This window comes from Micromonospora sp. WMMD975, from assembly GCF_029581215.1.
GTDB lineage: Bacteria > Actinomycetota > Actinomycetes > Mycobacteriales > Micromonosporaceae > Micromonospora.
Window position 1 is genome coordinate 4289815 of the sequence record NZ_CP120739.1, and the last position, 26012, is coordinate 4315826.

The 26012-nt window shown below is 72.9% G+C and carries 26 protein-coding genes; 7 read left to right on the top strand and 19 right to left on the bottom strand.

Translation table 11 applies throughout. The annotated features are described in order from the left end of the window. Positions 1-14: 14 nt before the first annotated feature. The 3 genes from O7613_RS18675 to O7613_RS18685 all read right to left on the bottom strand — a co-directional run bounded on the left by O7613_RS18675 (position 15) and on the right by O7613_RS18685 (position 2924). Positions 15-1073, bottom strand: a complete 1059-nt coding sequence (locus tag O7613_RS18675) for a PhoH family protein (protein WP_281587132.1) — start codon at positions 1071-1073, stop codon at positions 15-17. A gap of 133 nt (positions 1074-1206) precedes the next feature. Continuing rightward, positions 1207-2583 (bottom strand): serine hydrolase domain-containing protein, encoded by a 1377-nt coding sequence (locus O7613_RS18680; protein ID WP_282289449.1) that lies wholly within the window; start codon positions 2581-2583, stop codon positions 1207-1209. Next, entirely contained in the window at positions 2580-2924 is a 345-nt protein-coding gene (locus tag O7613_RS18685; RefSeq protein WP_281587130.1) for a histidine triad nucleotide-binding protein, read from the bottom strand. The genes O7613_RS18680 and O7613_RS18685 overlap by 4 nt, the downstream gene beginning before the upstream one ends. 93 nt (positions 2925-3017) lie before the next feature. Here O7613_RS18685 and O7613_RS18690 point away from each other — a divergent pair, with 93 nt between their 5' ends. Both O7613_RS18690 and ppk2 read left to right on the top strand, forming a co-directional pair. Beyond that, positions 3018-3779, top strand: coding sequence for an SDR family oxidoreductase (locus tag O7613_RS18690; RefSeq protein ID WP_282289450.1), 762 nt, complete (start codon positions 3018-3020; stop codon positions 3777-3779). Between the two features lie 51 nt (positions 3780-3830). Beyond that, positions 3831-4742, top strand: coding sequence for a polyphosphate kinase 2 (gene ppk2, locus O7613_RS18695; protein WP_282289451.1), 912 nt, complete (start codon positions 3831-3833; stop codon positions 4740-4742). A gap of 1 nt (position 4743) precedes the next feature. Here the strand turns inward: ppk2 and O7613_RS18700 are convergent, their stop codons facing one another. The 3 genes from O7613_RS18700 to hrcA form a co-directional block, all read right to left on the bottom strand. Then, complete coding sequence (locus O7613_RS18700; RefSeq protein WP_282289452.1) at positions 4744-5478, bottom strand: 16S rRNA (uracil(1498)-N(3))-methyltransferase; 735 nt, start codon at positions 5476-5478, stop codon at positions 4744-4746. A 1-nt stretch (position 5479) separates the two neighbouring features. After that, positions 5480-6625, bottom strand: coding sequence for a molecular chaperone DnaJ (gene dnaJ / locus O7613_RS18705; RefSeq protein WP_281590132.1), 1146 nt, complete (start codon positions 6623-6625; stop codon positions 5480-5482). Positions 6626-6697: 72 nt separating this feature from the next. Next, the gene (gene hrcA, locus O7613_RS18710) at positions 6698-7720 is read right to left on the bottom strand and encodes a heat-inducible transcriptional repressor HrcA (protein ID WP_282284063.1); all 1023 of its coding nucleotides are present in this window, start codon (positions 7718-7720) and stop codon (positions 6698-6700) included. Positions 7721-7929: 209 nt separating this feature from the next. Here hrcA and O7613_RS18715 point away from each other — a divergent pair, with 209 nt between their 5' ends. Further along, positions 7930-8613: a DUF4870 domain-containing protein gene (locus O7613_RS18715; protein WP_282289453.1), complete on the top strand. Its 684-nt coding sequence runs from the start codon at positions 7930-7932 to the stop codon at positions 8611-8613. Positions 8614-8656: 43 nt separating this feature from the next. On the opposite strand, the gene hemW is transcribed toward O7613_RS18715, so the two are convergent. Further along, complete coding sequence (gene hemW, locus O7613_RS18720; protein WP_282289454.1) at positions 8657-9880, bottom strand: radical SAM family heme chaperone HemW; 1224 nt, start codon at positions 9878-9880, stop codon at positions 8657-8659. A gap of 19 nt (positions 9881-9899) precedes the next feature. Between hemW and O7613_RS18725 the strand changes: the two genes are divergently transcribed. Further along, entirely contained in the window at positions 9900-10676 is a 777-nt protein-coding gene (locus tag O7613_RS18725) for an enoyl-CoA hydratase-related protein (RefSeq protein WP_282289455.1), read from the top strand. Between the two features lie 109 nt (positions 10677-10785). Beyond that, positions 10786-11646 carry a hypothetical protein gene (locus tag O7613_RS18730; protein ID WP_281587122.1) on the top strand — a complete coding sequence of 287 codons (861 nt, stop codon included), beginning with the start codon at positions 10786-10788 and terminating at the stop codon, positions 11644-11646. Between the two features lie 28 nt (positions 11647-11674). Here O7613_RS18730 and O7613_RS18735 read toward each other — a convergent pair whose 3' ends face one another. From O7613_RS18735 to O7613_RS18770, 8 genes are all read right to left on the bottom strand, one after another. Then, positions 11675-12307, bottom strand: a complete 633-nt coding sequence (locus O7613_RS18735; protein ID WP_281587121.1) for an MOSC domain-containing protein — start codon at positions 12305-12307, stop codon at positions 11675-11677. A gap of 20 nt (positions 12308-12327) precedes the next feature. Beyond that, positions 12328-13158 (bottom strand): carbohydrate ABC transporter permease, encoded by an 831-nt coding sequence (locus tag O7613_RS18740; protein ID WP_281587120.1) that lies wholly within the window; start codon positions 13156-13158, stop codon positions 12328-12330. Continuing rightward, complete coding sequence (locus tag O7613_RS18745; RefSeq protein WP_282289456.1) at positions 13155-14141, bottom strand: sugar ABC transporter permease; 987 nt, start codon at positions 14139-14141, stop codon at positions 13155-13157. Before O7613_RS18745 ends, O7613_RS18740 begins: the two co-directional genes overlap by 4 nt. Further along, the gene (locus O7613_RS18750) at positions 14138-15430 is read right to left on the bottom strand and encodes a sugar ABC transporter substrate-binding protein (protein WP_282289457.1); all 1293 of its coding nucleotides are present in this window, start codon (positions 15428-15430) and stop codon (positions 14138-14140) included. The genes O7613_RS18745 and O7613_RS18750 overlap by 4 nt, the downstream gene beginning before the upstream one ends. 221 nt (positions 15431-15651) lie before the next feature. Beyond that, positions 15652-15936, bottom strand: a complete 285-nt coding sequence (locus O7613_RS18755) for a GlsB/YeaQ/YmgE family stress response membrane protein (protein WP_281587117.1) — start codon at positions 15934-15936, stop codon at positions 15652-15654. Between the two features lie 261 nt (positions 15937-16197). Continuing rightward, the gene (locus O7613_RS18760; protein WP_281587116.1) at positions 16198-16482 is read right to left on the bottom strand and encodes a GlsB/YeaQ/YmgE family stress response membrane protein; all 285 of its coding nucleotides are present in this window, start codon (positions 16480-16482) and stop codon (positions 16198-16200) included. Positions 16483-16714: 232 nt separating this feature from the next. Next, positions 16715-18589, bottom strand: a complete 1875-nt coding sequence (lepA, locus tag O7613_RS18765; RefSeq protein ID WP_282289458.1) for a translation elongation factor 4 — start codon at positions 18587-18589, stop codon at positions 16715-16717. Between the two features lie 95 nt (positions 18590-18684). Beyond that, positions 18685-19221, bottom strand: a complete 537-nt coding sequence (locus tag O7613_RS18770) for a DUF4240 domain-containing protein (RefSeq protein ID WP_282289459.1) — start codon at positions 19219-19221, stop codon at positions 18685-18687. A gap of 91 nt (positions 19222-19312) precedes the next feature. Here O7613_RS18770 and O7613_RS18775 point away from each other — a divergent pair, with 91 nt between their 5' ends. After that, positions 19313-20320 carry a phosphotransferase gene (locus O7613_RS18775; RefSeq protein ID WP_282289460.1) on the top strand — a complete coding sequence of 336 codons (1008 nt, stop codon included), beginning with the start codon at positions 19313-19315 and terminating at the stop codon, positions 20318-20320. A 244-nt stretch (positions 20321-20564) separates the two neighbouring features. Next, positions 20565-20831 carry a 30S ribosomal protein S20 gene (gene rpsT, locus O7613_RS18780; protein ID WP_089158054.1) on the top strand — a complete coding sequence of 89 codons (267 nt, stop codon included), beginning with the start codon at positions 20565-20567 and terminating at the stop codon, positions 20829-20831. A 458-nt stretch (positions 20832-21289) separates the two neighbouring features. Here rpsT and O7613_RS18785 read toward each other — a convergent pair whose 3' ends face one another. The 4 genes from O7613_RS18785 to O7613_RS18800 all read right to left on the bottom strand — a co-directional run bounded on the left by O7613_RS18785 (position 21290) and on the right by O7613_RS18800 (position 25993). Continuing rightward, positions 21290-21784 (bottom strand): hypothetical protein, encoded by a 495-nt coding sequence (locus O7613_RS18785; protein ID WP_282289461.1) that lies wholly within the window; start codon positions 21782-21784, stop codon positions 21290-21292. Then, positions 21781-22761 carry a DNA polymerase III subunit delta gene (gene holA, locus O7613_RS18790; RefSeq protein ID WP_282294571.1) on the bottom strand — a complete coding sequence of 327 codons (981 nt, stop codon included), beginning with the start codon at positions 22759-22761 and terminating at the stop codon, positions 21781-21783. The genes O7613_RS18785 and holA overlap by 4 nt, the downstream gene beginning before the upstream one ends. Before the next feature lie 134 nt (positions 22762-22895). Further along, a complete protein-coding gene (locus O7613_RS18795) occupies positions 22896-25268 on the bottom strand; it encodes a ComEC/Rec2 family competence protein (RefSeq protein ID WP_282289462.1) in 2373 nt (790 codons plus the stop codon). Further along, positions 25265-25993 (bottom strand): ComEA family DNA-binding protein, encoded by a 729-nt coding sequence (locus O7613_RS18800; RefSeq protein ID WP_348775381.1) that lies wholly within the window; start codon positions 25991-25993, stop codon positions 25265-25267. Before O7613_RS18800 ends, O7613_RS18795 begins: the two co-directional genes overlap by 4 nt. Positions 25994-26012: the final 19 nt, after the last annotated feature.

Consider the following 26012-nt stretch of genomic DNA (forward strand, 5'->3'; position numbering starts at 1 on the left):
CTTCCTCTGGTGGGTTAGCGGCGCCGGCCGGCCCGGCCGCCCTGGGCGGTGCGCCCCGGCACGGCGTGCACGCTCTGCGCCTGCTGGTTCTCCCGCTCGGCGTCCCAGCGGGCGTACGCGTCGACGATCTCGCCCACCAGCTTGTGGCGAACCACGTCCGAGCTGGAGAGCTGGGCGAAGTGCACATCCTCGACGTTGCCCAGGATCTCCCGGACCAGCCGCAGGCCGCTTGTCGTCCCGCCGGGAAGGTCCACCTGGGTGACGTCGCCGGTGACCACGATCTTGGAGTTGAAGCCGAGCCGGGTCAGGAACATCTTCATCTGCTCGGGCGTGGTGTTCTGCGCCTCGTCCAGGATGATGAAAGCGTCATTCAACGTGCGGCCCCGCATATATGCCAGGGGCGCGACCTCGATCGTGCCGGCGGCCATCAGCTTGGGGATGGACTCCGGGTCGAGCATGTCGTGCAGCGCGTCGTAGAGCGGGCGCAGGTAGGGGTCGATCTTCTCGTTCAGGGTGCCGGGCAAGAAGCCCAGCCGCTCGCCCGCCTCGACCGCCGGCCGGGTCAGGATGATCCGGTTGACCTGCTTGGCCTGGAGCGCCTGGACGGCCTTCGCCATGGCCAGGTAGGTCTTGCCGGTGCCGGCCGGGCCGATCCCGAAGACGATGGTGTGCGAGTCGATCGCGTCGACGTACCGCTTCTGCCCGAGCGTCTTGGGGCGGATGGTGCGCCCGCGCCGGGAGAGGATGTTGAGCGTCAGGACCTCGGCGGGCCGCTCGGCGCCGCCCTGCTCGAGCATGCCGACGGTACGCCGGACGGCGTCTGTGGTCAGGGTCTCGCCTTTCTCGATCAGTTCGAGGAGCTCACTGAAGAGACGCTCGGCGAGGGCGTTGTCGGCGGGCGCACCGGTGATGGTGATCTCGTTGCCGCGCACGTGGACGTCGCTGCTGACCGAGCGTTCGACGAGACGCAGGATCTCGTCGCCCGCGCCGAGCAGGTTCACCATGATCTTCTGGTCGGGGACCGTGATCCTGGTCTGCACCCGGGGCGGGCCGGGAGGTGGGGTGCCGGTCATAGGTCGGGCCGTCGGGCCCTGCGCCACCTGCTCTCCGATCTCGGCGCCGGGCCCTGCTGGCGCGGCGTACGGTTGCCCTCCATCGTATCGGGTCGGCACCGCACGCACCGTGCCCATTTCCGGTGCTCGACGGTCAGCCGCCGGCCCGGAAGTCGTACCCGTCGAAGGTCTCCTGCCGGCGGGTGAACCGGTAGGTCGCCCAGTGCATCCGGACCACCACGCCCCGCTCGTCGCGGGTGAGCCGGAGCAGCTCGCCGGCCTCCCGGCCGGACACCGTGCGGAACATGTCCGGCCGGTCCGGCAGCGGCGCGAACACCGACGGCGGCTTCCCGGCCGGGTCGTCCGCGCCCCGGGCCCGCAGCGCCCCGTCGTGCCAGGAGAAGACCGACTCGAACCCCTCGCCCCACCAGCGGCCCAGCATCCCGCGCAGGTGCGCGGGGGCGGGCGGGCCGGGACGCCACGGCTCGACCTCCGCCGGGTCGTGCTCGGCGGCGGCGGCGAGCAGCGCGTGGGGCAGGTCGAGCACCGCCACGCCGGTGCCGGACGAGCCGAGCACCGCGCAGCCCATGGCGCCGGCGGTGCCGTCACCGCCGCGCCGGCCGTAGACGGCGGCCAGGAAGCCGGGCATCGCGCCGTCGTGCCCGACGTGGGTCACCCGGTCCGGGCGCGGCACCAGGATCAGCCCGAGGCCGAAGCCGGCCGCCCAGAGCGACTCGTCGGTGGTGGTGTGCGGCCAGCGCATCTCCTCGACGGTGGCCGCGGCGAGCACCGCGCCGTCCGGGTCGAGCGCGGCCGGGTCGGCCAGGAACGCCGCCCAGCGGGCCATGTCCGGCGCGGTGCTCCAGAGCTGGGCGGCCGGCGCCACCGCGCCGAAGTCGGTGGGCGGCTCCGGGTGCGCCTCGTCGGAGTACGCGTCGACCAGGTGGCCGGTGGCCGCCCGCTCCCCCGGCTCGGGCCCGGTGGCGTTCAGTCCGAGCGGGCCGAGCACCCGGTCGGCGAGCACCTCGGCCCAGGTGCCGCCGCGCCGCCGGGCGACCACCTCGCCGAGCAGCGACAGGCCGAGGTTGGAGTAGTGGAAGCGGCGGCCGGTGGGCAGCACCCGCTCCGCCCGGGCCAGGTCGGCGAGCAGCTCGTCCACGCCCGGGACGCGGAGGGTGTCCCACACGTCGCCGTGCGGCTCGCGTTGCAGGCCGGCGGTGTGCGACAGCAGCCGGCGCACGGTCAGCTCGCCGTGCGCGGGCAGGTCGAGGTGCCGCCCGACCGGGTCGTCCAGGTCGAGCAGCCCGTCGTCGCGGCACTGCATGACGAGCACCGCGGTGAAGGTCTTGGTGACCGAGCCGATCCGCAGGACCGTGTCCGGGTCGAGCGGGGTGTCGTTGCCGGTCCCGCCCACCGTGCACGTCCAGAGCGGCCGGTCGGCCCGGTGCAGGGCCGCCGACACCGCCGGGATCCGCCCGGTCGCCTGGGCCTGCCGCACCATCCGGTCGAGCCGGTCGGAGATCGCGGTCACCGGCAGAGCATCGGGCCGAGCGGCGCGCCACCGAGCAGGTGGGCGTGCACGTGGAAGACCTCCTGGCCGCCGTACGGGCCGGTGTTGAACATGAGTCGGAACCCGTCCACCGTCAGGCCCTCCTCCTCGGCCACCACGGCGGCGGTGTTGAGCAGCTCACCGGCGAGCGCGGAATCGCCCTGCGCCAGCGTGACCACGTCCGCGTAGTGCTCCTTCGGGATCACCAGGACGTGGGTGGGCGCCTTCGGGTCGATGTCGCGGAAGGCGAGGGTGGTGGCGGTCTCGCGGACGATGGTGGCCGGGATCTCCCCGGCGACGATCCGGCAGAACAGGCAGTCCATCGCAGCAGTGTAAGGAAGGGGCCCCGGTTAACGCCTCCGGTAGAGGAAGGGGCCCCGCTTAACATCCGGCGTCGGTGCGGCAGGATGGCCGGCATGGCGGGACGGGCGGTGCTGGTGACGGGTGCCTCGCGGGGCATCGGACGGGCGGTGGCCCGCGCGTTCGCGGCCGGCGGGGACCGGGTGGCGGTGCACCACCGGGACTCGGCCGAGCTGGCCGAGGCGCTGCGCGCCGAACTGCCGGGCGACGGGCACGTGGTGGTCCGCGCCGACCTGGCCGACCCGGACGCCGTGCGCGCGGTGGTGGACGAGGCGGCCCGGCTGCTCGGCGGCCTGGACGTGCTCGTCAACAACGCCGGCGTGTTCGGGCCGGCCGACCCGCCGCACCCGGTCTTCGACAGCAGCTACGAGCAGTGGCGGTCACGCTGGCGCGAGGTGCTGGACACCAACCTGGTGGGCGCCGCGAACGCCGCCTGGTGCGCCGCCCAGCACATGCGGGAGCGGGGTGGGCGCATCGTCAACGTCTCCTCCCGGGGCGCGTTCCGGGGCGAGCCGGCCAATCCCGCGTACGGGGCCAGCAAGGCGGGGATGAACGCGATGGCCCAGTCGCTGGCGGTGGCCCTGGCCCCGTACCGCATCGGGGTGGCCTGTGTGGCGCCCGGCTTCGTCGAGACCGACATGACGAACGAACACCTCAAGAACGAGCGGGGCGAGGCGGTGCGGGCGCAGTCGCCGTTCCACCGGGTGGCCCGTCCGGAGGAGATCGCCGCGGCGGTGCACTGGTTGGCCAGTCCCGAGGCGGAGTGGGCGTCCGGCACGATCGTCGACCTGAACGGCGCCTCCTACCTGCGGAGCTGACCTGCCCGTCCGGCGCGTCGAACCCCACGTGACGGGGTAGGTACGTGCGGTATGGCCGACACCGAGTTGCTTGACCTCACCGCCGACTATCGGGTGGTAGACGGGCACGACGACGATCCCGTGCTGCTGCGGCCCGACGGCAGCCCGGTCGAGACCTGGCGTGACGACTACCCCTACGAGCAGCGCCTCGACCGGGAGGAGTACGACCACCAGAAGCGTCTGCTCCAGATCGAGTTGCTCAAGCTCCAGGACTGGGTGAAGGAGAGCGGCGAGCGCCTGGTGATCCTCTTCGAGGGGCGGGACGCCGCCGGCAAGGGCGGCACCATCAAGCGTTTCATGGAGCACCTCAACCCGCGGGGCGCGAGCGTGGTCGCGCTGGTCAAGCCGGACGAGCGGGAGGCTGGGCAGTGGTACTTCCAGCGGTGGCTGGCGCACCTGCCGACCGCCGGCGAGATCGTGCTCTTCGACCGGTCCTGGTACAACCGGGCCGGCGTGGAGCGGGTGATGGGCTTCTGTTCCCGCACCGAATACCTGGAGTTCCTGCGGCAGGCCCCGGACCTGGAACGGATGCTGGTCCGGTCCGGCATCCGGCTGGTGAAGTTCTGGTTCTCGGTGTCCCGCAACGAGCAGCGGACCCGGTTCGTGGTCCGCAAGGTCGACCCGGTCCGGCAGTGGAAGCTCTCCCCGATGGACCTGGCGTCGCTCGACCGCTGGGACGAGTACACCGAGGCCAAGGAGGCGATGTTCTTCTGGACCGACACCGCGGACGCGCCGTGGACGGTGGTGAAGAGCAACGACAAGAAGCGGGCCCGGCTGGAGGCGATGCGCCACGTGCTGCACCGGTTCGACTACGACGGCAAGGACGTCGATGTGGTCGGCACGCCCGACCCGCTGATCATCGGCCCGGCGGGGCTGGACCTGGGCCCCGAGGAGCAGCCGGTGCCGATCTTCCCGCGCCCCTGACCTACCAGCGGCCCAGGCGGGCGGCGAGCACGCTGAGCGCGGCCACCCCGGCGGTGGAGGTGCGCAGCACCGACGGGCCGAGGCGGACGGTACGCGCGCCGGCCTCGGCGAACGCGGTCAGCTCGGCCGGGGCGATGCCGCCCTCGGGGCCGACCACGAGCACGATCTCACCCGTCGCCGGCAGCTCGACCGTGCTCAGCCGCTCGTCGGCCTCCTCGTGCAGCACGAAGGCGGCACCGGCGCCGGCGATGCGCCGGGCCACCGTGGCGGTGGACTCGTCCGGGGCGCCGGCCACCACCGGCAGCCACGGGCGGCGGGCCTGCTTGGCGGCCTCCCGGGCGGTGGCCGCCCACTTCTCCCGGGCCCGTACGCCCCGGTCACCGCGCCACTGGACCACCGAACGGGACGCCGCCCAGGGCACGATCTCGTCCACCCCGACCTCGGTCATCGCCTGCACGGCCAGCTCACCCCGGTCGCCCTTGGCGATCCCTTGCGCCACGACCACCCGGGGGACGCTCGCGTCGGCGTACCCCCGGGAGGTGATCCGCGCGTCGAGCGTGCCGCGGCCGACGGCGGTGACGAGCGCGGCGGCGGTGCCGCCCCGGCCGTCGGCGAGCAGCAGCTCCTCGCCGACGCGCAGCCGCTGCACGGTGGCCGCGTGGTGGCCCTCCGGGCCGTCGAGCGTCACCGTGTCGCCGGTGGGCAGCGCCTCGACCAGGAACAGCGGCGCCGACACCTCAGGCGTGCCCGTTGAAGGCGTCGCGCATCCGGGAGAAGAAGCCGCCCTGCTTGGTCAGCTCGGCGACCTCCTCGCCGCGGGTCTTGGCGAAGTCGCGCAGCATCCGCTCCTGGTCGGCGTCGAGCTTGGTCGGGGTGCGCACGTCCAGGTGGACGTAGAGGTCACCCCGGCCGGTGCCGCGCAGGTGCGGCACGCCGCGGGCGCGCAGCCGCAGCGTGCTGCCGGGCTGGGTGCCCGGCTTGACGTCGACGACCTCCTCGCTGTCGAGCGTCTTGATGGTCAGCCGGGTGCCGAGCGCGGCGGCCGTCATCGGCACGGTCACCCGGCAGTGCAGGTCGTCGCCCTTGCGGGAGTAGACGTCGTGGGTCCGCTCGTGGATCTCGACGTAGAGGTCGCCGGCGGTGCCGCCGCCCGGGCCGACCTCGCCCTGCTGGGCCAGCCGGATCCGCATGCCGTCCTCGACCCCGGCGGGGATCTTGACGGTCAGCGAGCGACGGGTCCGCACCCGGCCGTCACCGGCGCAGGTCGGGCAGGGGTGCGGGATCGTGGTGCCGTAGCCCTGGCAGACGGTGCACGGCCGGGCGGAGACCACCTGACCGAGGAACGTCCGCTGCACGGACTGCACCTCGCCGCGACCGCCGCACGCCTCGCAGGTGGCCAGGTGGGTGCCGGCGGCGGTGCCGGCGCCGGAGCAGGTGGTGCAGAGGACCGCGGTGTCGACGGTGATCGGTGCCTCGACGCCGAACGCGGTCTCGTTGAGGTCGAGTTCCAGCCGCAGGATCGCGTCGGCGCCGGGCCGGGTGCGCGGCCGGGGACCCCGGCTGCCGCCCGCCGCGCCGCCGAAGAACGCGTCCATGATGTCCTGGAAGCCGACGAACGGGCCGGCGCCGCCCGGACCGCCCGGACCGCCGGCGCCACCGCCGCCCGGGGCGAGCGGGTCGCCGCCCAGGTCGACGATCTGCCGCTTCCGGTCGTCCGAGAGGACCTCGTACGCGGCGTTGATGTCCTTGAACTTCTCCTGTGCCTCCGGGTCCGGATTGACGTCCGGGTGGTACTGCCGCGCCAGCTTGCGGTAGGCACGCTTGATGTCGTCGTCGGAGGCGTCCCGGCTCACGCCGAGAATGCCGTAGTAGTCCCTGGCCACTGCGTTCGGTGTCCTCATGTTCGTCTCGCGTTCGCCGGTCGTCGGCCGCAGCCGGCCGTCGGCCCTGACTGGTCAGTTCTGGGCCAGCAGTTCGCCCACGTAGCGTGCCACGGCCCTCACCATGGCGATATTGCCGGGGTAGTCCATCCGGGTCGGCCCGAGCACGCCGAGCCCACCGACGATCGTCGCACCCGGGCCGTAGCCGGTGCTGACCACGGAGGCGGCCCGCAGGTTGTCGACCTCGTTCTCGTCGCCGATGAGCACCCGGGTGGTGCTCGGTTCGGTCTCGCCGATCAGCTTGAGCAGCACGACCTCCTCCTCGAGCGCCTCCAGAATGGGGCGCAGCGAGCCCTGGAAGTCGAGCAGGCCACCCCGGGTGAGGTTGGCGGTGCCGGCAAGCGCGATCCGCTCCTCGTGCCGTTCGACGAGCGTCTCCAGCAGCACGGTGGAGAGTGTGGTCATGGCCGGGCGGAGCTGCGGCGGGGACTCCTCGACGAGCGCCTGCACCAGCGGCGGCGTCTCGGCCAGTTGGCTGCCGACGAGCTTCTCGTTGACCAGCCGGCGCAGGTCGGTGACGTCCTCGGCGGGGATCGGGGCGGGCAGCTCGACCAGCCGCTGCTCGACCCGCCCGGTGTCGGCGATCATGACGACCATCAGCCGGGTGGTGGAGATCGGCACCAGCTCCAGGTGGCGCACCTTGGACCGGGCCAGGCTGGGATATTGCACCACGGCGACCTGCCGGGTGAGCTGGGCCAGCAGCCGGACCGTGCGGTGCACGACGTCGTCGAGGTCGACCGCGCCGACCAGGAAGCGCTCGATCGCCCGGCGCTCGGCCGGGCTGAGCGGCTTGACCCGGGAGAGCCGGTCGACGAAGAGGCGGTAGCCGCGGTCGGTGGGCACCCGGCCGGCGCTCGTGTGCGGCTGCCGGATGTAGCCCTCCTCCTCGAGCACCGCCATGTCGTTGCGCACGGTCGCCGGCGAGACGCCGAGCTGGTGCCGTTCGACCAGGGCCTTGCTGCCCACCGGCTCCTGCGTGTGGACGTAGTCCTCGACGATGGCGCGCAGCACGGCGAGCTTGCGGTCGTCGAGACCCATCTCCCCACCTCCTGACGCACCTCGGCCGGACCACGCGCGGCATCCGCCGGGCGGCTGGCACTCGACTGTAGCGAGTGCCAGTCTACGTCGGCAGTCCCACCGACGCGATGATCGCCCGACGGACCTCGGGTGCGGCCTGCCGCACATTCCGCCGCCACGGGCCCGGGCAGCACTGGTGTCGCTTGCCCGTGGGACCTACCGTGACGTGCATGACTGAACCTCCTCGCCCGCCCGGAGCGGGGGACCCCGGCCCCCAGCCCGACCCGACCCCGCCGTCGGCGCCCTACGGCTCGTCGCCGGCCGACGATCCCCCCACCGCACCACTGTCCGGGGCACCGGGCGGGGGCGGCTATCCCCCGCCCGGTGACTATCCGCCCCCGGGCGGCCAACCTCCGGCCGGCGGCTATCCCCCGCCGGGTGGCTATCCGCCGCCCGGGGGTTACCCGCCGCCGGGTGGCTATCCCCCGCCGGGTGGCGGCGCGCCCGGTTACGGCCCGCCCGGCGCCGGTTACCCCGGCGGCGGCGCGTACGGGCCGCCGGCCGGCTACGCCAACAACGACGACAAGACCTGGGCCCTGGTGGCGCACTTCGGTGGCGCGGCCGGGATGCTGATCGGCGGCGGCGTACTGGGCTGGGTCGCGCCGCTGGTGGCCCTGCTGGCACGGGGCAACCAGTCCCCGACCGTCCGGGCGCACGCGGTCGCCGCGCTCAACTTCCAGCTCATCTGGTCGGTCATCGCGCTCGTCGGCTGGATCCTCACCTGCATCCTGATCGGCCTGGTGATCGGCTTCGGCGCCATGATCGTCGGCATCATCTTCGGCATCCTGGCCGGGGTGAAGGCCAACGAGGGCCAGCTCTACCGCTATCCGATGTCGGCCAGCCTGATCAAGTGACCCGCTCCGGCCGGTCCCGCGCGGCGGGACCGGCCGGCTCCGGTCAGGGCAGCAGGTCGCGGACGACCGCGTCGGCGAGCAGCCGGCCCCGCAGGGTGAGCACGGCCCGGCCCTCGGCGTACGCCCCGGCGTCGAGCAACCCGCCGGCCCGGGCCCGCTCCGCGCCCGCCCGACCGGTCTCGTCCAGCACGTCGAGCGGCAGCCCCGAGGCGAGCCGCAGCCGCAGCATCACGTCCTCCATGTGCTGCTCCTCGGCGGTGAGCCGCTCCCGGGCCAGCGCCGGCGACACGCCGTCGGCAAGCCGCGCCGCGTACGCGCTCGGGTGCTTGACGTTCCACCAGCGCACCCCGCCGACGTGGCTGTGCGCCCCCGGGCCCAGGCCCCACCAGTCGGCGCCGGTCCAGTAGAGCAGGTTGTGCCGGCACGCCCCGGCCGCCGAGCGGGCCCAGTTGGACACCTCGTACCAGGAGAAGCCGGCCGCACGCAGCGCCGTCTCCGCCGCCAGGTAACGGTCCGCCGCCACGTCGTCGGAGGGGTACGGCAGCTCGCCGCGACGCATCCGCGCGGCCAGCCGGGTGCCGTCCTCCACGATCAGGGCGTACGCGCTGACGTGGTCCACCCCCGCCTCCACCACCCGGGCCAGCGAGGCGGCGAAGTCGTCCGCCGTCTCCCCCGGCGTGCCGTAGATCAGGTCCAGGTTCACGTGGTCGAACCCGGCGTCGCGCGCCTCCGCCGCGGCGGCGGTGGCCCGGCCCGCGCTGTGCCGCCGGTCGAGCACCGCCAGCACGCCCGGCGCGGCGGACTGCATGCCGAGCGAGATCCGGGTGTAGCCGGCCGCCCGCAGCGTCTTCAGCGACTCCGGGGTGACCGACTCGGGGTTGGCCTCGGTGGTCACCTCGGCGTCGGCGGCCAGCCCCCAGGTGCGGTCGATGCCGTCGAGGATCCGGGCCAGGTCGTCGGCGGGCAGCAGGGTGGGGGTGCCGCCGCCGACGAAGACGGTGTCCACCCGCGGCGGCGGGGCGTCACCAAGCACCCGGCCGGCGAGCGCCAGCTCGGCCAGCACGCTGTCGGCGTACGTCTCCCGGCTCGCCCCGCCGCCCAGCTCGGCGGCGGTGTACGTGTTGAAGTCGCAGTAACCGCACCGGCTGGCGCAGAACGGGACGTGCACGTACACGCCGAAACCGCGGGCGCCGACGGCGCGGCGGGCGGCGGCGGGCAGCGACCCGTCGCGCGGGACGGGTTCGCCTTCTGGAAGGACGCCGGGCATGGCCACTAGTGTGCCCGGCATGACCTCTCCGGACGCTCTCGTGCGGGTCGCCACGGCCCGTGGCGTGACCACGCTCACCCTGGACAGCCCGCACAACCGCAACGCGCTCTCCACCCCGCTGATGACCGAGCTGCTGGCCGGGCTGGCCGCGGCGGTCGCCGACGACGCGGTCCGGGCGGTCGTGCTCGACCACACCGGTCCGGTCTTCTGCTCCGGCGCCGACCTGAAGGAGACCGCCGCGGCGTACGCCAGCGGGACCGTGCCGGCCGGGATGCTCGGCGACGTGCTGGTCGCCGTGCGGGAGTGCCCGAAGCCGGTGCTGGCGAAGGTGGCCGGGGCGGCGCGGGCCGGTGGGCTGGGCCTGATCGCCGCCGCCGACCTGGCGGTCTGCGCCGAGGAGGCCACGTTCGCGTTCACCGAGGTGCGGATCGGGGTGATCCCGGCGGTCATCTCGGCGACCGTGCTGCCCCGGCTGAGCCCCCGGGCCGCCGCCGAGCTCTACCTGACCGGCGACACGTTCGACGGCCGGCGGGCCGCCGAGATCGGCCTGGTCACCGCCGCGGTGCCGGCGGACGGGCTGGACGCCGCCGTCGAGCGCTACCGCGCGTCGCTGGTGCGGGGCGCGCCGGGGGCGCTGGCCGGCGCGAAGGAGCTGCTGCGCCGCCCTTCCGCCACCGACCTGCGGGTGGAGATCGCCGAGTTGTCGGCGCTCTCCACCGGCTATTTCCTCTCCCGCGAGGGCCGCGAGGGCGTGCAGGCACTCCGCGAGAAGCGCCCCGCCGCCTGGGTGGTGTAAGGAGGGGCCCCCGCTTAACGTCTCCGGTATAGGCGGGGCCCCCGCTTAACAGCCACGCCGGGCCGGCGGCGATCTCGACGTACGCTGGGCGGGGCCGGAAGGGCAGGGGGTGCGGGTGCGGACGCGAGTGCCGATCATGGCAGCCGGGGTGGCCGTGTGCGTGCTGGCCCTGCTCGCGGTCTGGTTCGTGACCAAGCAGTTCGGTCATCACCTGCGACTGCCGACGGCCAGCCGGACCTGCACCGTGCAGGCCGACGGCGAGGTGGTGCTCGGCGCGGACCAGATGGCCAACGCGGCCACCATCGCCGCCATCGGCGTGCAGCGTCGGATGCCCGAGCGGGCGGTCGTGGTGGCGCTCGCCACCGCCTACCAGGAGTCACACCTGCGCAACATCGCGCACGGCGACCGGGACTCGCTCGGCCTGTTCCAGCAGCGCCCGAGCCAGGGCTGGGGCACGCCGGAGGAGATCCAGGACCCGCGCTACGCGGCGAAGAAGTTCTATGCCGCGCTGAAGAAGATCAAGGGCTGGGAACGGATGCGGATCACCGAGGCCGCCCAGCGGGTGCAGCGGTCGGCCTACCCCGAGGCGTACCAGAAGTGGGCGGACGAGTCTGAGGTCCTCACCCGCGCGTTGCTCGGCCCGGCGACCGGCGCGGTGGCCTGCACGGTCGGGCCGACGCCGACGATGCGCGGACCGGCCGCGGCCAGCGCGGTGCTGGAGGGCCTGGCCCTCGACTGGGGGCTGCCCGGGTTGACCGCCGGGTCCGACCTGACCGGGCTCACGGTGCCGGCCAGCGACAATCGCAACGGCTGGCGGTACGCGCACTGGCTGGTCTCGCACGCCGACGACCGGGGCGTGAAACGGGTCCGCTTCGCCAACCTGGAGTGGACGGCCGAGCAGGGCACCTGGACCCGGGTGAAGGGCGACCCGGCGACGCAGGTGTTGGCCGAGGTCTTCGCCGCGCCCTGACCGGGCCGCCAGCCGAGACCGCAACCCGTCAGCCGAGGCGGCGGCGGGCCTTCTCCCGCAGCGACCCGGGCAGCTCCGGCACGTCGAGCAGCCGGGGCAGCAGCGCCGGCTCCAGCGTGACGGCCCGGAACACCTCGCCGACGGTCACCCCGTGGGCCGGCCGGTCGACCACCTCGACCGGGTCGCCGGTGCCGACGTCGCCGGGACGCAGCACCCGCAGGTAGGCCCCCGGCGCGCCGCGCGCGGTGAAGCGCTTGATCAGATCGGGTACGCCCCAGAAGCCGGCGAAGGTGCGGCACGGGGTGCGCGGCTTGGTCACCTGGAGCAGCGCGGAGCCGACTGCCCAGCGCTCGCCGACCACCGCGCCGGTCACGTCGACCGCCGAGGTGGTGAGGTTCTCGCCGAAGACGCCGGGCCGCAGCTGCCGACCGAGCTCGCCGGCCCACCAGTCGGCGTCCTCCTCGGCGTACGCGTAGACCGCCTGGTCGGGGCCGCCGTGGTGGGCCCGCTCGCCGATGAAGTCGCCTGTCACCCCGCCGGGCCGGATCTCCACCCGGCCACCGGCAGGCCGCTTGTCGATGCCGCTGCGACCGCTCGCGTCGCCGGCCCACGCCGCCTCGGTGATCTCGCCGAGGTTCACCGCCACCACCCTGCCCGTCATGGCGACCACCCTAGGTGCACTCAGCCCTTCACCGCGCCGGCGACCAGCCCGGAGACCATCCGGCGCTGGACCAGCAGGAAGAAGACGATGACCGGCAGGGTGAACAGGGTGGACGCGGCCATCACCGAGCCCCAGGCGGTGTCGTCCCGGCCGAAGAAGAACGTCATCGCCACCGGCAGCGTGTACTTCTGCTGGTCGTTGATGAAGGTCAACGCGAAGATCAACTCGTTCCAGGCGGTGATGAAGGAGAAGATGCTGGTGGCCACCAGACCGGGCGCGACGAGCGGGAAGAGCACCTTGCGGAAGGTCTGCGCCCGGCTGGCGCCGTCGATCGCCGCCGCTTCCTCCAGTTCCTTCGGCACCGCCGCGACGAAGCCGCGCAGCATCCAGACCGCGAACGGCAGCGAGAAGCCGAGGTACGTGAGGATGAGGCTGGGCAGCGTGTTGTAGAGGCCGAGCCGCTGGATCATCAGGAACAGCGGGATGACCAGCGCCTCCAGCGGGATCATCTGCACCACCAGCAGCAGGATCAGGAAGCTGGTGCGCAGTGTGAACCGGAACCGGGCGACCGCGGTGGCGGCGAGCAGCGCGACCAGCCCGCTCAGCAGCACGGTGGCCACCGCGACGAGGACGCTGTTGAGGAAGAAGTCGAGGAACGTCACGCCGGGGATCAGGTTGCCGCCGAGGATCTCCCGGTAGTGCTCCAGGGTGGGCTTCGCCGGCACCGGGCGGGGCGTGGCGGAGAAGATCTCCCGGTTGGGCTTGAGCGAGGTCGCGATCATCCAGTAGACGGGGAACGCGGCGAACAGGGCGACCAGCAGGCCGGCCCCGTTGAGCGCGAGCTTCTTCACGACTCGTCCTCCTGCCGGAGCACCATGCGGACGTACAGGGAGGTCACCACGAGCAGGATGACGGTGAGGATGACGGCGATCGCGGAGCCGAGGCCGTACTTGGGCGGCGGCGAGAACGCTTCCGCGTACGAGTAGATCGACAGCATGAACGTCGACCGGTCCTGGGTGCCGCCGGACAGCACGAACTGCTGGGTGAAGACCTTGAAGTCCCAGATCGTGGAGAGCACCACGAGGATGCCGAAGACGGGCCGCAGGATCGGGAAGGTGACGGACCAGAAGACCCGCCACGGCCCGGCGCCGTCGACGCGGGCCGCCTCCTGCAACTCGCTCGGCACGCTCTTGAGCCCGGCCAGCACGCTCACCGCGATGAACGGGAACGAGTGCCAGACCACCACGAGCGTCAGGATGCCGAAGAAGAGCAGCGGGTCGTTGAACCAGCCGTACCCGGTCCAGTCGCTGCGCCCGAACACCGTCGTGGAGAGCCCGTCCGGGAGCTTGTTGAACAGCCAGGTGACCAGGCCGCTCGTATCGTCGAAGATCCACTTCCAGACGATGGTGCCGGTGAGCGCCGGGGTGGCCCAGGCGAGCATCACGCAGCTCGCCACGAACGTGGCCATCTTCCGGCCCAGCCGGTTGAGCAGCAGACCGACGAGCGTGCCGAGGACCATGGTGAGCGCCACGTTGGCGACCGCGAAGAGCACGGTGTTGCGCAGCACCGTACGGAAGAACGGGTCGCCGAGGATCTGCGCGTAGTTGGCCAGGCCGACCCACGGCCACTCGCGGTCCCCGCGGAGCTGGCGGACGTTGTCCAGTTTGAAGAAGGACATCGCCACGACCTGGCCGAGCGGCCAGAGCAGGAGCACGGCGATGATCGCCAGGCAGGGCAGGAGCAGCAGGTACGGGAGTTTGTCCGGCCGGCGGCGCCGCCGCGCGGGGGTGTCCCGCGCGGCGGCCTCGTCGGTGCTCTTCGTCAGTAAGCTCACTTGCTGTTCAAGATGCTTTCCATCTCGGTGGCCGCGTCGGCGGTTGCCTTCTCGACCGTCTTCTGGCCCTTCATGACCGAGCTGTTCATCGCCTGGGTCACCGTCTTGGTCCGGCTGACCTCGACCCACTTCGGGGTGAGCGGGGTCAGCTTGGTGTTCTGCATGGCGGTGGCGAACGCGGCCATGACCTTGTCGTCGGCGTAGCTGCCGCCGTTGAGCAGGTCCTGGTAGACCGGGAAGAAGCCCAGGCTGTCGGCGAACTCCTTGTCCTTCTGCTTGGCCAGCAGCACGGTCATGTAGTCCCACGCCAGGGACTGCCGCTCGCTGTCCTTCCAGATGGCGATGTCGGAGCCGCCGGCGAACGCCGGGGCGGCCCGGCCGTCCGGCCCGGGGATCGGGAAGGTGCCCCAGACCTTCTCGATGTCCGGGTTGGCCTCCTTCATCGCGCCACCCTGCCAGCTACCCGCGAAGGCCATGGCGGCCTTGCCGGTGGCGAACTGGGTACGCGCGTCGACCTCGTTCCAGCCGGCGGCGGCCGGCGGGGCGACCTTGTGCACGGTCACCAGGTCGGTCCAGAACTTGACCGCCCGCTGCGCCTCGGTCGTGGTGTAGCCGGACTTCCAGGTGTCGCCCTCCTTGGTGGCGATCTCACCGCCGGCGCCCCAGAGGAAGGAGTAGAACGGCAGCTCGGAGTTGCCGGGCAGGGCGATGCCGTAGGTGCCGGGCTTCTTGGCCTGGACGGCCTTCGCGGCGGCGACCATCTCGTCCCAGTTCGTCGGCGGCTTCACGCCGGCCTCGGCGAACCAGTCGGTGCGGTAGTAGACGGCGCGCACGCCGGCGTACCACGGCACCCCGTACTGCTTGCCGTCGAGCTGGGCGTTCTTGACCAGGTCGGGCAGGATGTCCTTGCCCTCGGACCAGCCGTCGAGCTTGTCGGTGACGTCGGCGAGGGCTTCCTGTGCCGCCCAGCCCTGGGTCTCGGTGTTGCCCAGTTCGGTGACGTCGGGGCCTTCTCCGCCGGCGAGCGCGGCCTGGAACTTCTTCGGCGCCTCGAGCCAGGGAATGTACTGCACCACGATGTCGGTCTCGGGATGCTTCTTCTTGAACTCCGTCTCGACCGTGTCGAGGAACGCGGTCTGGGCGTCGCCGCCCTCGCCCATCATCCAGACCGTCAGCTTGCTGGTGTCGCCGGCCTCGTCGTCGTCGCCGGAGCCACCGCATCCGGTCAGCGCCAGCGCGGCCGACGCCACGATGGCGGTGACCGGGGCCAGCCGCTTCCACCTGTTCACGCCATATCTCCCTCAGGGCCGTTTGGCACTAACCTTCTGCGCCGCACCTTAGTAGGAAAATTTCCTTTACAACAGGGGGCGGTCGCGGCGGCCGGCCGAGGCGACGGTATCGCAGCCGGAAGCCCGGCCGGCAGAGGCACCGTCCGGGCAGGTCAAAGCGGGGGTACGCGGACGGGCGCCCGGCCATTGGCCGGGCGCCCGTCGAGGCTGTGGTGCGGGGGTCAGTAGCGCGAGACGCCGCGGCGACCGCCGACGCCGGCCACCAGGGCCACACCGATGGCGGCGAACAGCACCTGCAGCATCAGCTCACGCCAGTCGATGCCGGCCGTCTCGGCGAAGCCGGAGGCCCGAGCGACGATCGTGCCCAGCAGCGCGGCGCCGACACCGATCAGCATGTGCAGCCACATCGGCATGTTCTGCCGGCCCGGCACGACCAGACGGCCCAGCGCGCCGACGATCAGACCAACGACCAGCGCGGTGATGATTCCCCAGACGGTGAACTCCATGGTCGCCCTCCTCCTTCGGATCGGGTCACACGATTTCGTGTGCAAACTGTCGTGACAGCTGAATTCCCGACCGGCCAAAAATCCAAACCGACTTCGGTGACGATTTGTTCAGACCGGTGGTGAGCTGGGGTTTATCGTCAAAACTTCCGTGCGGGATGCCGATGCCCGGCCCGGCAGCGGACCGACCGGCTTCAATGCGGAAACGCCGACGGGCGCCCGGCCGAGTGGCCGGGCGCCCGTCGAGGCGCGTGTGGTGCGCGGTCAGTGGTGGGTGACGCCGCGGCGACGGCCCACACCGGCCACCAGGGCCACCCCGATGGCGGCGAACAGCACCTGCAGCATCAGCTCACGCCAGTCGATGCCGGCGGTCTCGGCGAAGCCGGAGGCCCGAGCGACGATCGTGCCCAGCAGCGCGGCGCCGACACCGATCAGCATGTGCAGCCAGATCGGCATGTTCTGCCGGCCCGGCACGACCAGACGGCCCAGCGCGCCGACGATCAGACCGACGATCAGGGCGGTGATGATGCCCCAGACGGTGAACTCCACGGTCGTCCTCCTATGAGCGGTTTCGCACGTTCTGTGCGGTTGCTGTCGTGACCGGTAAGTTCCCGACTCGCCAAAAATCGAAACCGGCCAGATCCGCCGCGGACCGGCCCCGACCGCCTCGACCGCCCGAATCCGCAGGTGAGGGCGCTGCGGGAAGCTGAAAAATTCCTGGGTACGCGAACCGGCCGGCCCCTCCGCCGAGGAGGGACCGGCCGGCCGGAAGGGCCTGCGGCTACTTCTTGCCCGTGGACTTGCCGTCGGAGTCGGAGGAGAGCGCGGCGATGAACGCCTCCTGGGGGACCTCCACCCGGCCCACCATCTTCATCCGCTTCTTGCCCTCCTTCTGCTTCTCCAGCAGCTTGCGCTTACGGCTGATGTCACCGCCGTAGCACTTGGCGAGCACGTCCTTACGGATCGCGCGGATCGTCTCCCGGGCGATCACCCGGGAGCCGATGGCCGCCTGGATCGGCACCTCGAACTGCTGGCGCGGGATCAGCGAGCGCAGCTTCGCCGCGATCGTCGTGCCGTACGTGTAGGCCTTGTCCTTGTGCACGATGGCGCTGAACGCGTCCACCGGCTCGCCGTGCAGCAGGATGTCGACCTTCACCAGGTCGGACGCCTGCTCGCCGGAGGGCTCGTAGTCAAGCGAGGCGTAACCCTTGGTGCGGCTCTTGAGCTGGTCGAAGAAGTCGAAGATGATCTCGGCCAGCGGCAGTGTGTAGCGCAACTCCACCCGGTCGGCGGAGAGGTAGTCCATGCCCAGCAGGCTGCCCCGGCGGCCCTGGCACAGCTCCATCACCGCGCCGACGTAGTCGTTCGGGGTGAGCACCGTGGCCCGCACCGTCGGCTCGTACACCTCGGCGATCTTGCCGGACGGGTACTCGCTCGGGTTGGTCACCACGATCTCCTCGCCGTCCTCCGTGATCGCGCGGTAGACCACGTTCGGCGCGGTCGAGATCAGGTCGAGGTTGAACTCCCGCTCCAGCCGCTCCCGGATGATCTCCAGGTGCAGCAGGCCGAGGAACCCGCAGCGGAAGCCGAAGCCCAGCGCGCCGGAGGTCTCCGGCTCGTAGGTGAGCGCCGCGTCGTTGAGCTTGAGCTTGTCGAGCGCCTCGCGCAGGTTCGGGTAGTCCGAGCCGTCGATCGGATAGAGGCCCGAGTAGACCATCGGCTTCGGGTCCTTGTAGCCGCCGAGCGCCTCCTTGGCCTGGTTGCCGTTGATGGTGACGGTGTCGCCGACCCGGGACTGACGCACGTCCTTCACACCGGTGATCAGGTAGCCCACCTCACCGACGCCGAGCGCGTCGGCCTTCACCATCTCGGGCGAGATGACGCCGATCTCCAGCAGCTCGTGGACCGCGCCGGTGGACATCATCTTGATCCGGTCCCGGGCCGAGATCCGGCCGTCGATCACCCGCACGTACGTGACCACGCCCCGGTAGACGTCGTACACCGAGTCGAAGATCATCGCGCGGGCCGGGTCGTCGGCCGCGCCCACCGGCGGCACGAACTGCCGGACGATCTCGTCGAGCAGGTAGGGCACGCCCTCGCCGGTCTTGCCCGAGACCCGGATGCAGTCCGCCGGGTCGCCGCCGATCAGGTGCGCCAACTCCTCGGCGTACTTCTCCGGCTGGGCGGCCGGCAGGTCGATCTTGTTGAGCACCGGGATGATGTGCAGGTCGTTCTCGAGCGCCAGGTAAAGGTTCGCAAGCGTCTGCGCCTCGATGCCCTGCGCGGCGTCCACAAGCAGGATCGCACCCTCGCAGGCCGCCAGCGAGCGGGACACCTCGTAGGTGAAGTCGACGTGGCCCGGGGTGTCGATCATGTTCAGCACGGCGGTCTCGCCGGACCGGTCACCCTCCCGGATCGTCCACGGCATCCGGACGGCCTGGCTCTTGATGGTGATGCCGCGCTCGCGCTCGATGTCCATCCGGTCCAGATACTGCGCGCGCATCTGCCGGGGGTCGACCACGCCGGTGAGCTGCAACATCCGGTCGGCCAGGGTCGACTTCCCGTGGTCGATGTGGGCGATGATGCAGAAGTTCCGGATGCGCGCCGGGTCGGTGACACCAGGAGCGTTCGCGCCGGGATCGAGCGTCGGTGGCACAGCGGTCCGTTCTGGTCGGCTGACGTGAGCGGGCCGGCGCGGCGCCGGCCCCCTCTATGCTCCCACGCCGGCCGGGGCGCGCCCGGGCTCCCCCGTCACTCCTCTGGCGGCTCGACGAAGAGCGCGGCCAGCTTCGGCAGGCGCCGCCGCGCCTCGTCCTCGTCGTCGAAGTCCCAGAAGTCGTTCAGGTCCGGCTCGGGTGCCCGCTCACGGCCCGCCGGCAGCTCGGCCGCGGTCGCCTTCCGGTACGCGTCCCACGGCGCCGCCAGCATGTCCTCGCACTCGAACTCCTCGCCGCTGAGCGCGGCGGCCCGGACCCGGGGCAGCTCGGCGAGGGAGTCGGGATCAGCCACCGCCCGGGCGAACACCGCCCGCCCCTGCGTCATCAGCCAACCCCGGAAATACTCGAAACCGTCATCCGAGGCACCCCCGTTGATCAGGTACGCCGCACCCCACAGGTCCACCCGGTAGGAGGCGGCGATCACCCGCCGCTGGTGCTCGGCGTACCCGACGATCTCCTCGGGGTCGCGCTCGGCCAACAGCGCGACCGCCCGGGCGGCGACCGCGTCGGCCTCTTCCCCGGCCCCGGCCCGGGCCTGGTCGATCAATTGCCAGAAGTCCTCGGTCCTCATGGCCGGCAGTCTCGCAGAGCACACCGACGCCCGCCGGCACCCACCGACGCCCGCCGACGCAGCGGCACGCCGACGCACGGGCAGTGCGGCCATGACGGCGGTGCGGCAGCATGGTGTCGTGCGTCAGGTCTCGCTACCGCCTGTGCCGTACGGGTCGACGGCCGTGCGGCCCGGCTGGGGCGACCTGCCGGACGGGCTGCGCGCGGCGGTGGCGGCCCGGCTCGGCGGCCCACCAGCGGCGGTCGAGGTGGCCGGCGGCGGCTTCACCCGCGGCTTCACCGCCGTGCTGACCGGCCCGACCGGCGCGCGGGTGTTCGTCAAGGCGGCCCCGCTGGACGGGCAGCGGCACCTGGTCGACTGGTACGCCCACGAGGCCGCGATCCTGGCCCGGCTCCCCGCCGGCCTGCCGGTGCCCCGGCCGCGCTGGTCGCTCACCGAAGCCGGCTGGTACGCGCTCGCCCTCGACGCGATCGACGGGCGCATCCCCCGGCTGCCCTGGGACCCCGCCGAGCTGGAGGCGTCCCTCACCACGTACGCCGAGGTGGCCGCCGCGCTCGCCGAGCCGCCCGCGCAGCTCGTCGCGCTCGGCCTCCCCCGCCTCGCCGACCTGGCCCGAGACGACATCCTGTGGTGGGGCGAGGTGGCCGCCGGCCGCGAGCCGCTGCCCGAGCCGGCGGCCGGCGCCCCGCTGGCGGACCTGGTCGCGTTGGAGTCCCGCCTCCCCGGGTATGCCGAGGCCGCCCCTGGGCTGGCCCACGGCGACCTGCGGGTGGACAACCTCCTGCTCGACGCCGGAGGCCGCGCCTGGCTCTGCGACTGGACCTGGCTCTGCCACGGGCCGGCCTGGTTCGACCTGGCCGGCCTGCTGCTCACCGGGTACGCGAGCGGCCTCGACGCGGACACCGCCTTCGCCCGCCACCCGGCGACCACCACGGCGCCCGCCGACGCGCTCGACGTGAGCCTCGCCGCACTCGCCGGCTACTTCCTCACCGCTGCCGCCGCCGGACCGTCCAACTCCTCCCCGCACCTGCGGTCCCACCAGCGATGGAGCGGCGAGCAGGCGCTGGCCTGGCTGACCACCCGACAGAACTGGACCTGACCCGCTGCTCCTCCCGCTGTTGCTTGTTAGGAGGGGGCCCCGCTTAACGCCTCCGGTAGAGGCGGGCCCCCCGCTTGACTCGGAGCTGTTAAGCGGGGGCCCCGCCTAACAAGCAGGCGGGGGTTCGGGAGGCGTTTTGGCTCGGTCGGGGGCAACCTGGTAGCCTGGCCATTCGCGCGGCGATGACGCATGCTCGTCGCGCGCGGAAGCTGACCAACCCGAGCTATCAAGACGAGGCTGTCGCGTGGCGAACATCAAGTCCCAGATCAAGCGCAACCGGCAGAACGAGAAGCGCCGGCTGCGCAACAAGTCGGTCAAGTCGTCGCTGAAGACCGCCATCCGCAAGTTCCACGAGGCTGCCGAGGCTGGCGACACCGAGAAGGCCGCCGTCCTCATGCAGGAGGCCACCCGGAAGCTCGACAAGGCTGCCAGCAAGGGTGTCATCCACGCCAACCAGGCGGCCAACCGGAAGTCGGCGATCGCCAAGCGCGTCGCCTCGTTCTCGGCCTGACGAGACCGCAGACCCGACCGGAAGCCCCGGGGCACCACCCCGGGGCTTCCGGCTGTCCGCGTTTCCTGCTCTGAAGTGCTGGCGGGCTGAGTGCCGGCAGGCTGACGTACCGGCGGACTGAGTGCCGAGCGGCGGGTTGAGCGGTTGATCAAAGGGGTTCACGTAGTCGCACCCCCCACCCCCCCCACCGCCGACGCAAACCTCCCTTATCAGCCTAGGAGGGCACCCCTGCGACCGCCCGAGCGCCGGACAACAGGGTGATCATGAGGTTGACGGGAACGAAAAGGGCGAATCGAACCGCCAACCTCATGATCACAGGCTCGCCTTTCGGCAGGCGGTCGCCCGTCCGAGATCTTGGAGGGCAGTGGCCCTCGGGGCACCCTATTCCGAATTACCCGGTCTCGTCGGGGGGCGCGCAGGGGCGCGAACCGGGCGGATCGGAGTCTAGCGGGCGGCGGTCAGCGGATGGAATCGGGCCAGGTGATGCCCGGATCGGTTCGGCGGCCACCCTCGTCGGGCCGGTCGAAGGGCAGCACGGCACGCCCCGGCTGGTGGTAGGAGACGGCCGCACGCCGTGGCTCACCGGCCAGGGTCAGACCGCCGGGCAGCGCCCGGGCCGTGGTCGGCACCCGCGCCCGGCCGACGACCGGCTCCATCTTCCGGCGAAAGCGATCCCGCTCCTGCTCGGGCACCTGCGCCGCGGTGCGGATCACCACCTCGGCCACGACGTCGTTGAGTTTGACCATCGCCGCCACCGCGGTGGGCAGCACGAGCACCGCCCACCAGCTCACCAGCTCGGCGAGCGCGAGCAGCACGGCCAGCGCCACCGCGCCCTCGAAGAAAACGAAGCAGAGCACCCCGCCCGGGTTGACGAAGCGCAGGCCGAGCACCCGGGCGTAGAGGGGCCGGTATCGCTCCTCGTCCGTCGGCACGGTCGACCATGCTCGGGTCACCGGGCGCCCCCCTGACGGGCCGCGGCCACCGAGAAGACGGCCCGCTCCAGCGCGTACGCGCGGTCGTCGGCGCCTCCCTTGACCGCCGCGTTGCACTCGGCGGCTGCCCGCATCGCCTCGACCAGGCCCTCCGGCGTCCAGCCCCGACCCTGGCGTTGGGCGCGCTCGATCTTCCACGACGGCATGCCCAGGCTGCTGGCGAGCTGGTAGGCGCTGCCCCGTCCGGCCGAGGCCACCCGCGCCACGGTCCGTACGCCGTCGGCGAGCGCGTCGGCGATGGGCACCGGGTCCACCCCGACGTGCAGCGCCCACCGCAGCGCCTCCAGCGCGCCGGGGACGTCGCCGACCATCGTCGCGTCGGCCACGGTGAAGCCGGTCACCTCGACCCGACCCCGGTAGTAGCGGGAGACAGTGTCGGCGTCGATCCGCCCGTCGGTGTCGGCGACGAGCTGCGAACAGGCGGCGGCCAGCTCACGCAGGTCGTTGCCGACCGCCGCGATGAGCGCCTCGGCCGCGTCGTCGGCGCATCTGCCGCCGCTGCGGCGGATCTCGTCCCGCACGAACGCGACCCGGTCGCGGTGCCCCTTGAGCTTGCCCGCCGGCACCACTGTGGCGCCCGCCGCCCGCAACCCGTCGGCGAACGCCTTGCCCTTGGCGCCGCCCAGGTGCAGCACCACGAGTTGCACGTCCGGGTCGGGATTCTTCGCGTATGCCAGCAGCGCGGCGGACAGGTCCTTGCGGGCGTCCTGACCGGAGCGGAGCACCAGCACTCGACGGCCGCCGAACAGCGACGGGCTCAGCATCTCGTCGATCTCGCCGACCGCCAGCGAACCGGCTTGGTATTCCCGCACGTCCACGTCGGGATCCACCGCGCGGGCCCGGGCCACGGTTTCGGAGACCGCGCGCGTGGCGAGCAGTTCCTCGTCGCCGAGGACGAGCAGAATAGGAGGCAGGCTGGCGGGGCTCACGTCGCACATACTCGCACGCCCCACGACCGGATCGTGCCTGCTCATCGGGGACTGTGACGGCGCAGCCCGCACTCAACGCAAATCCAGACATTTGCCTCGATCCGCAATCTTTGCCATCAAGATCCGCGCTCCCACCGGCACGTTCACCGTGACCGCCCCCGATCTGCGCCACGCGCCACCACCGCCAGGCCGGCACCGGTCCGGACGGCGGCCACGTCGCCGTCGGTGTCGGTACGCATCACCCGCGCCCCTCCCCTGGTCAACCGGCCCAGCAAGCCCGCATTGGGGTGCCCGTAGTCGTTGTCGACGCCGACGCACACGAGCGCGACCGCCGGACGGACCGCGGCGAGGAACTCCGGATCCTGGTACGCGGACCCGTGGTGCGCCACCTTCAACACGTCCGCCCGGAACGCGCCGGCCGGCATCGTCTCCCGTAACGCCCGCTGCTCCTCGGTCTCGGCGTCCCCGGCCAGCAGGATCCGTACCCCGGCCACGGTGGCGGTCAGCACCAACGAGTTGTTGTTCGGGTCGGAGCGGCTGCCGCGCAGCGGGTACGGCGGCCCGATCGCGGCCAGCTCCACCGCTCCGGCCCGCCACCGCCAACCCGCCGGCGTCGGCGTCAACGTGGCGCCGCCCCGGTGGGCCGCCTCGCGTACCTGGGTGACCCCGAAGGGCGGCTCGGGCCAGGGCGGGCTCACCACCGCGCCGACCCGCCGGCCCCGGAACACCCCGGCCACCCCACCCACGTGGTCCGCGTGGAAGTGGCTGACCACCAGCAACGACACCTCGCGTACGCGAAGGCGGCGCAGGCAGCCGTCCACGCCGGACGGGTCCGGGCCGGCGTCGACCACCACGGCCCGGCCGGCGGCGACCGGCAGCACCACCGCGTCTCCCTGCCCCACCGCGCACGCCACCACCACCCAGTCGCGCGGCGGCCACCCGGAGGCGAGCAGGCGGATCGGCAGCGCGCCCAGCACCACGGCGACCACGACCACCGCGACCAGCCGCCGGGCCCGCCGCCGCCGGGCGGCGAGCAGCAGGGCGACGCTCACGGCGGCCAGCAGCAGCGCGCCGGCCACCCCGCCCAGCCACGGCAGATTGCCGGCCGGTAATCCCGCACCGTGGGCCGCCACCGCCACCAACCAGCGCGCCGGCCAACTCGCCAGCCAGGCGAGGAACTCCGCCCCGGCCGGCCACACCGGCGACAGCACCGCGGCGAGCACGCCCAGCACGGTGGCCGGCGCGACGGCGGGCACGACCAACAGATTCGCCGGGACCGCCACCAGACTGACGGTCGCGGACAGCCCGGCGATCACCGGACCGCAGGCGAGCTGCGCGGCGGCCGGCACCGCAAGCGCCTCCGCCAACCCCGGCGGTACGCCCCGTCGACGCAACGCGTCTCGCCACCCCGGCGCGAGCAACAGCAACCCGCCGGTGGCGCAGACCGACAACGCGAAACCCGGGTCACCTGCGAGGTCCGGGTCCAGCAGCACCAGCCCGGCGACCGCGGCGGCCAACGCGGGCAGCGCGGCCCGGGACCGCCCGGCGGCAAGCGCGGCGAGCCCGATCGCGCCCATCGCCGCGGCCCGCACCACGCTGGGCGAGGGTCGCACCAGGATGACGAAGCCGACCAGGGCGAGACCGCAGAGCGCCACGGCGGTACGCGGGCCGGCGCGCGCCCAGCGGGCCAGCAGCAGCACCGCCCCCACGATGATCGCCACGTTGGAACCGGACACCGCGTTGAGATGGGTCATTCCGGTGGCCCGGAAGTCCTCCTCCACCTCGGGCAGCAGCCGGCTGGTGTCTCCCACCACGAGGCCGGGCAGCAGCCCGCCCGGCGCGTCCGGCAGCGGTTCGCACGCCCGTTGCAGGCCGGACCGCAGCGCGCCGGCCGCCCGCTGTGGCCACGACGCCGCTCCGTGCCGGGTGGGCGGGCCGGTGGTCGAGAGCACCGCTGCGGTCAGGTCGCCACCCCGTGGCGGGGAGAGCCGCCCTCGGGTGGTGACCCGCTGCCCCGGCAGCAGCCCCTGCCAGCCGGGATCGGTGGCGAGCACCAGCCCGCGTACCGGACCGCTGACCTGACCTCCGTCGGGGTCGGTGAGGCGTACCAGGTCGGCCCGCACCAGCAGCGTGGCCTGGCGGCCGGGCGCGCCGCGTACCCGGTGGGGGTCGTCCCGGATCACGAGGTCGGCGGTGACCAGCGCGCGCTCGGCGGTGAGCGCGCGGATCGGGGCGGCGTCGCGGACCGCGAGCCGGGCCCCGGTGGTCGCCGCTCCGCAGAGCACGCCGAGGAGGATGGCGACGGCGACCCAGCCGTATCGGCGGACCCACCCGGCGGGACGCTCGCGACGCAGGCGCAGGCCGGCGACCAGCGCGAGCGCGGCGGCGACGGCGGCCAGCCAGACGGTCGCGCGGACCGAGGAATGCAGCCCGGCGAGCGCGGCGAGCCAGGCCGCCACCGCGAACCCGGCCAGCCGCAGGTCCGGCCCGGCGGCGTCCCCACCGTCGGCGCTCACACCGTCACCAGTTCCTTGAGCTGCTCGTACCGGGCGTCGCCGATGCCGTCGACCTGCCGCAGGTCGGAGACGGACCGGAACGGGCCGTGTTGTTCCCGGTGGTCGAGGATCCGCTGGGCGAGCACCGGACCGACGCCGGGCAACGTGTCGAGCTGGGCGAGCGTCGCGGTGTTCAGGTTGACCGGCCCGGCGGCTGGACCACCTGGCGCGCCGCCGCCGGCCGCCGGACCGGGTGCGGCCTGCCCCGGTGGGGCGGTGACGCCGACCAGGATCAGCTCGCCGTCGGTGACCTTGCGGGCGGGGTTGAGCAGCGCCACGTCGACGCCGGGCAGCGCGCCGCCGGCCGCCTCCACGGCGTCGGCCAGCCGGGCGCCGGCCGGCAGCCGCACCAGCCCGGGGCGACGGACCTTGCCGGCCACCGCAACGACCACCTGGGCGGACGACCCGGCGGGCGCGGCCACATCGGTCGCGGCGTCGGCCGACACCTCCCCGGTCGACGGCGCGCCGGTCGGCGCGGCCGGGCGGACGGGTTCCGGGCTCGGCCGGGACCGCCACGCCCACCCGGCGGCCACCAGGACGACGATCGCGGCCACGGCGGCGAGGGCGCGGACGCCGCGCCGACCCGGGTCGAACGCGCCGGGGCCGGGCAGTCGGGACGCCAGCCCCCGCGCGGGCTCCGGGGACGCCTCCGGCGAATCGTCCGCAGGTCCATCGGCATCGCCCACGATGGACGCCGGGTGCGCC

Coding starts and splice junctions, on each gene's coding strand:
- O7613_RS18675 (WP_281587132.1), bottom strand. CDS start 1,073: ATGACCGGCACCCCACCTCCCGGCCCGCCCCGGGTGCAGACCAGGATC.
- O7613_RS18690 (WP_282289450.1), top strand. CDS start 3,018: ATGGCGGGACGGGCGGTGCTGGTGACGGGTGCCTCGCGGGGCATCGGA.
- O7613_RS18725 (WP_282289455.1), top strand. CDS start 9,900: ATGACCTCTCCGGACGCTCTCGTGCGGGTCGCCACGGCCCGTGGCGTG.
- O7613_RS18715 (WP_282289453.1), top strand. CDS start 7,930: ATGACTGAACCTCCTCGCCCGCCCGGAGCGGGGGACCCCGGCCCCCAG.
- O7613_RS18770 (WP_282289459.1), bottom strand. CDS start 19,221: ATGAGGACCGAGGACTTCTGGCAATTGATCGACCAGGCCCGGGCCGGG.
- hemW (WP_282289454.1), bottom strand. CDS start 9,880: ATGCCCGGCGTCCTTCCAGAAGGCGAACCCGTCCCGCGCGACGGGTCG.
- O7613_RS18735 (WP_281587121.1), bottom strand. CDS start 12,307: ATGACGGGCAGGGTGGTGGCGGTGAACCTCGGCGAGATCACCGAGGCG.
- O7613_RS18775 (WP_282289460.1), top strand. CDS start 19,313: ATGACGGCGGTGCGGCAGCATGGTGTCGTGCGTCAGGTCTCGCTACCG.
- O7613_RS18755 (WP_281587117.1), bottom strand. CDS start 15,936: ATGGAGTTCACCGTCTGGGGAATCATCACCGCGCTGGTCGTTGGTCTG.
- hrcA (WP_282284063.1), bottom strand. CDS start 7,720: ATGGGTCTCGACGACCGCAAGCTCGCCGTGCTGCGCGCCATCGTCGAG.
- ppk2 (WP_282289451.1), top strand. CDS start 3,831: ATGGCCGACACCGAGTTGCTTGACCTCACCGCCGACTATCGGGTGGTA.
- holA (WP_282294571.1), bottom strand. CDS start 22,761: ATGTGCGACGTGAGCCCCGCCAGCCTGCCTCCTATTCTGCTCGTCCTC.
- O7613_RS18685 (WP_281587130.1), bottom strand. CDS start 2,924: ATGGACTGCCTGTTCTGCCGGATCGTCGCCGGGGAGATCCCGGCCACC.